Consider the following 5,342-nt stretch of genomic DNA (forward strand, 5'->3'; position numbering starts at 1 on the left):
TTTTCATGGCTTACAGTTTAATATCATTTACGTAAGAACACAAGACGTCCTCTCGGACGCCGCGCTTGTATCCCCTCCCTTCGCGCTACGCGACTCAGGAAGAGGTATTACGCGCTTCTAGATAAAAACTGAGACAATTCCATGAAAAGTTTGGGGGTAACGAGTGAATCTGACCATCAACAAACAACTGTTACCTCCTTGCGATAGGTAACACCGGAAGTGCTACAGGGGGACTATGAGTCAAAAAGCTAGCCGTCTGCTGATGGTGTGGGTGCCGCTGGCCGGGTTTGTCATTTTGGTGGGTTACTTGATGGGAACAAATCACCGCTTTCACCTCTTTCAGGCCTTACCTTTCCTCTTTTTGGCAGCCTGCCCCCTGATGCATATTTTCATGCATAAACGCCGATAGTTGGGAAGCGCGGTAACGGCTTCCAATACTCGGACAATGGCATTCATGCGGTCCATATCCAGGCCGGGAACAAAGACCGCAGCAGCTTGAACCCTCCGACGATTCATTCAAAGAATAGAATCGCGGATTCCCATCACTCTCACGCGCTTTGTTGCCAAAGTGTGGAGAGCGTGACCGGAGTTCGCGGTGTGCGAGTCGGCGTTTGCGAGCTCACACGGGCGGTAGCCTTGCGGCCGCGCCCTTGGTAAACAACATGCCCGCGGGCGGCGATGTTATAGGCGGCATTAAGGTCCGCGTGATAGCGCTTGCCGGTGCTAAACGTACACTGGCTATAATCATCCTTATCGCGTTTCACCGGCCCTGACCCGTCGAACGCCTGGCTGGACGTACCACGGGCATAGACCGCCACGAAGCGCAGGCCGATTTCTTCGGCTTTGCTTTCGATGCGCGTCACGAGCTGGCGATGGAACCAGCGGTGAAACCGCGCTTTCATCGGCGTGCGCTTTTTACCCGCTTTCGGACGCCAGCCTTTCAGGTCTTCGACGGCAATGGCTTGGCAGTCATGTTTGAGCGCCAGGTTCACCAGCCGTCGACTGACCTGATGGGCTTGGTTATCAGCCAGGTGAGTTAAACGCTGGTGATCGCGACGGCAGAAGCCCGGTGGCAACCGGCTTCCGTGCCGGGTTTGCTTCCGTGCCTGACGGCGGATGCGTTGCATGAGCCGATACTCCCGGCCTTTATCCGTGCGCGATAGAAACCCGCGTGCGTGGACAGTGCCTTGAGCATCGACGACCGCCCAGGTCGCCGCCGTGTTAATGCCAACATCCACCGCGAGCACCCGGTCAGGCGCGCCTTTGGCGGGCTTGGGTGGATCGAACTGTTCGGGCAACGAGAGCTGCCATTGTCGACCGTTAGTGGTCAGTAGCGGGGATTTGGCCTTGCCTTTCCCCCGGAACCGGCATGTTCCCTTGAGCCGAAATCCCATCCAGACCCAATCATTGTGCTGTCGCACCTTGATAAAGGCATGGCTGGCATCGGCATTGATCTTGGCGCACTGGCTCCCGTAAAGGCTCGGAAAGGTCTTGGTGCTGGATGTCAGGCGTGGCGGCTTCTCGTGGGGGTGCTTGCGCTTACCCCGCAGCCACGTATCGAACCGTGTCACGAAGGAGCGGACTTGACCGACCGCATCCATAATAGCCACGCGGCGAAGGTACGAAGGGAATTTGTAGTAACGTTTGGCGAAATAGGGATAGCGTACTTGCGGCCGCTGGCGGGTCGGATGAATAAGCCCTTCGATCACCTTGACGACGTCATTGCCTTTGCCAGCCCCCACCACCGGCCAGTGGGTATAGGCCACGGTCATCAGATCGCGCACCAGCCGTCGATACAGCGCCAGCGTATCCGCCAGAGCGGTCTGTTGGTCGGCACTGGTGACGTGTAGCGCCAGGGAGTCGGAACGGATGATCGGCATAAGAAAACTATATATTCAACCAGTTATAAGAACAAGCAAGACTGACGCCTTGCCCTGCCTTAACTGTCGATTCATTCAAAGAATCGAATCGCAGAATGCGGCAGGATTTTGTTCAAATACGCTTCCTTTACAGCTGGCGACTTCTCTCCTAGCTTGCAATAACACCAACAGGTAAGGAGTGCTGTCATGTCAATCAAACGCAATGTTTGTGTCACAACGCTAGCCATCGCAACCTCCACGGTCATGCTTCAAGCCCAAGCTCAGGAAGGGGCAGTAAGGCCATTAAGTGACTGGAATTATGAAGATATTTATGAAGCTGGCGGTATAAGAGCTGACAGATTGATGGATGCCGAGGTCTTTGGGGAAAATGAGGAAGAAATTGGCAGTGTCGAAAATGTGCTTATTACACGAGACAATAAAATAGCTGCCATCATCGCCCAGGTAGGTGGTTTCTGGGATATTGGGGATACGCATGTCCTGGTTCCCTGGGAAGAAATTGAACTGCACGAAGACGGAGTGATGATTCCGATAACAGAAGACAATGCCGATGAATACGGACTCTTTGCTTCTGACGACTACATCACCGAGCAAAATCTCAGCCAGATCCAGCAAGTTGATGATGATATTGACGCTGGCACGGGTATCTGGAAGCTCACCGACTTGCTTGACGACTATGCAGCGGTTGGAGAAGCCATTGGCTATGGTTATATCGACAACATACTGTTCTCGCGTGATGGCGAGGTTCAAGGTGTGATAGTCGCGTCCGATGCAGCCTATGGCCGTGGATCTTACGCTTATCCCTTTTATGGGTATGGGTATGGCTGGGCCCCCGGCCATTCTGCTTACTCCTTGCAATATGATGAAGATGAAATTGGCGAAATGGAGCCTTTCGACTATGAAAGATACGAAAGTCTTCTGGAGGAATAACTGGCACGTCAACCATCGCCGCTAATTGAACTGGCCGGTTTCATCACGGGTACCCTGCCGACAAGCAGGCCACCCGTGATGAACTGGCCCGCGCAGAGAAGATAAAAAGCTTGCTATGCCCATGTACTTACCACGAAACACACGAATATTTTGCCGTTCCAAAACCAAGGAAGCTCTGATTAAGATTCAGAATTTTGCGATAAAGGCCGCATAAGTCAGCCATATAAGAATGTTGCTGATGTCAGCACATATCTTTAAATGAGGCTTCCTAGACTAACCAAGCATCAACGAGAGCTAGAGGAGTTAAAAAAATGAGTCTATATCGCAATGTATTTCCCATCATGTCACTAATCATGCTCACTTCTGTTATACCAATGCAGATCCAGGCAGCAGAAGATGAAAATCAGCCCAATAGCCGAGCCGACCAAATTGATTTAAGCGGTACGCAGCATGACAACAGGCTTCGCTCACTTGATGAATGGAGTTATAAGCCTATTTATGAACAGGGTGGATTTCGCGCAGAGAAGTTTCTAGATGCGAAGGTATTCTCCCCTCAAGGAAATGAAATAGGCGAGATGGCAAACATTATTCTTGACCAGGAAAACCAGATCGTCGCTGTTATTGCTGAAATAGGAGGCATGTGGAACAGCGGTGATAGACATGTCGCCATCCCATGGGATGAGGTCAAGTTTTTTGAGGATGGTATAAAGGTTCCAGTTCGACAAGATAATCTGGAAGAATACGATCTTTTTACAAATATTAATATAAATGAGGCCTATGTCTACAAACAAGAGCTTGAGCGAGTTACTAATGTGGAGAGAGACGTCGCTACCGGTCCGCAAACATGGAAAATCACCGACATCATACATGATTATGCAAGCATGGAAAATGATGAGGGATATGGATATATCAAGGATGCTCTTTTATCAAGAAATGGCACCATGCAAGCTATCATCATTAAACCGGCACGCTCCGAGTTTGGCCAAGGCCCCCGCGCTTATCCATTTTATGGTTATCCCGAAAGCTGGCGGCCGGGCGACACTCATTACATCCTTCCTTACTCAAAGGAAGATGTCGAGGAGCTCCCGGCTTTCGAATATGATAAATACGATAGCATCTTGAATTAATTACGAAAAAATGCGTCACTTTAACCATTATAAATCGCTTCTACTTACAAGTAATATAAGTTTCACTCGACCTGATGCAACTAGAAACAAGCCTACAGGAATATAGGTCATGAAATCGATCATAAGAAGCCACTACAAGCATGTCGTCCGCACAGCCCGCTGGGCTATCTTCCATCGATAGTATATTTCCAGCGGCGTGATTAAAGACTCAAGTCCTCACATTGAAGGTGGTTCTAAACCAGGGAAAAATCATTGGGATATATAATCTAATTTTTTAGTAGGCACTTATTTTGGGAGTGGCATTTAGCCCCTCCTTTTGCTGTGCAATGAACAGGAACATGCCATCCAAATGAAGATTATCAAGTACTCATTGCTTCTACTCGCTGCTTTTCTAACACTCTTACTCCTGTGGGGTACGTTTGGTGTCCCCTATCAGATTGACTACCATGAAGAACGGGCCGAGATACCCAACCTACCGTCAGCTTGGCAGAACCAGCAGGTGGCGCTCATTGCCGATCTTCAAGTAGGCATGTGGCTTTCCAACAAGAACACAGTGAAAGACATTGCAGAGCGCCTTTCAAGGCAAAAGCCGAGCGTTGTACTGATCGCAGGCGACTTTATCTATCACCCTATCGGAGATGAGTCTGAAGAAGAAACGCGTGAAGAGTATGAGCAGGAAGACGTTGAGGAAATATTTAGCGAGCTACGCCATGCTTTGTCTTTGTTGTCGCCATTGACAGATTCAAATATTCCTATCTACGCAGTGCTGGGGAATCACGATTATGCGATGGAAAAACCTGACGATACAAAGTTAGCATGGCTTGCCCAGCAGGTTCAGACCGCCTTGGAAGACGCAGGCATTACTGTCCTTGTCAATGAAACTGTTGCTCTTGAATCCCCAGGAAACCAGGAAGACGCCCCCTTGTATTTGGTAGGCATTGGTTCGCATTACGCTGGTAACGACGACCCTCATCGCGCCCTGGCTCAGCTCCCTGACGATGCGGCACGGATTGTGCTCATGCACAATCCCGATAGTTTTGTCTCCTTCCCCGCAGGGGCAGCACCGTTAGCCCTGGCAGGCCATACTCATGGAGGTCAAATAAGGCTCCCATGGAGGTCGGACTGGAGCTGGATGGCTATGCTAGCCGACGATGAGGTACACACCGATGGTTGGATAAATGGTTATGGAAATCCGGATAATAGACTTTATGTTAACCGAGGCATTGGGTTTAGCGTAATTCCCGTCAGACTTAATGCAGCACCCGAAGTCACTCTGTTCACCCTTTACTAGCAGTCTGTCGGATTTTAGATAACGTCATGAGATACTTGCCTCCTGCCACCCCACCGGAACGACGCCATGAGCCGCTTCATCCCCGTTGACCGCCAGACCGACTATCTTCTGCCGCCT

At 50.3% G+C, this 5,342-nt stretch carries 5 protein-coding genes; 4 read left to right on the forward strand and 1 reads right to left on the reverse strand.

The features are described 5' to 3' along the window. Positions 1–262 precede the first annotated feature (262 nt). Positions 263–409 carry a DUF2933 domain-containing protein gene (locus tag DU506_RS20475; RefSeq protein ID WP_220254487.1) on the forward strand — a complete coding sequence of 49 codons (147 nt, stop codon included), beginning with the start codon at positions 263–265 and terminating at the stop codon, positions 407–409. A gap of 139 nt (positions 410–548) precedes the next feature. Here DU506_RS20475 and DU506_RS20480 read toward each other — a convergent pair whose 3' ends face one another. Next, entirely contained in the window at positions 549–1,880 is a 1,332-nt protein-coding gene (locus tag DU506_RS20480) for an RNA-guided endonuclease TnpB family protein (protein ID WP_114488697.1), read from the reverse strand. Between the two features lie 186 nt (positions 1,881–2,066). Between DU506_RS20480 and DU506_RS20485 the strand changes: the two genes are divergently transcribed. The 3 genes from DU506_RS20485 (at position 2,067) to DU506_RS20495 (ending at position 5,225) form a co-directional block, all read left to right on the forward strand. Then, a complete protein-coding gene (locus tag DU506_RS20485) occupies positions 2,067–2,807 on the forward strand; it encodes a PRC-barrel domain-containing protein (protein WP_235825845.1) in 741 nt (246 codons plus the stop codon). A gap of 311 nt (positions 2,808–3,118) precedes the next feature. Next, positions 3,119–3,934: a PRC-barrel domain-containing protein gene (locus DU506_RS20490; RefSeq protein WP_235825848.1), complete on the forward strand. Its 816-nt coding sequence runs from the start codon at positions 3,119–3,121 to the stop codon at positions 3,932–3,934. 349 nt (positions 3,935–4,283) lie between these two features. After that, entirely contained in the window at positions 4,284–5,225 is a 942-nt protein-coding gene (locus tag DU506_RS20495; RefSeq protein WP_114488698.1) for a metallophosphoesterase, read from the forward strand. Positions 5,226–5,342: the final 117 nt, after the last annotated feature.

Source organism: Vreelandella rituensis (assembly GCF_003336665.1).
Taxonomy (GTDB): Bacteria; Pseudomonadota; Gammaproteobacteria; order Pseudomonadales; family Halomonadaceae; genus Vreelandella; species Vreelandella rituensis.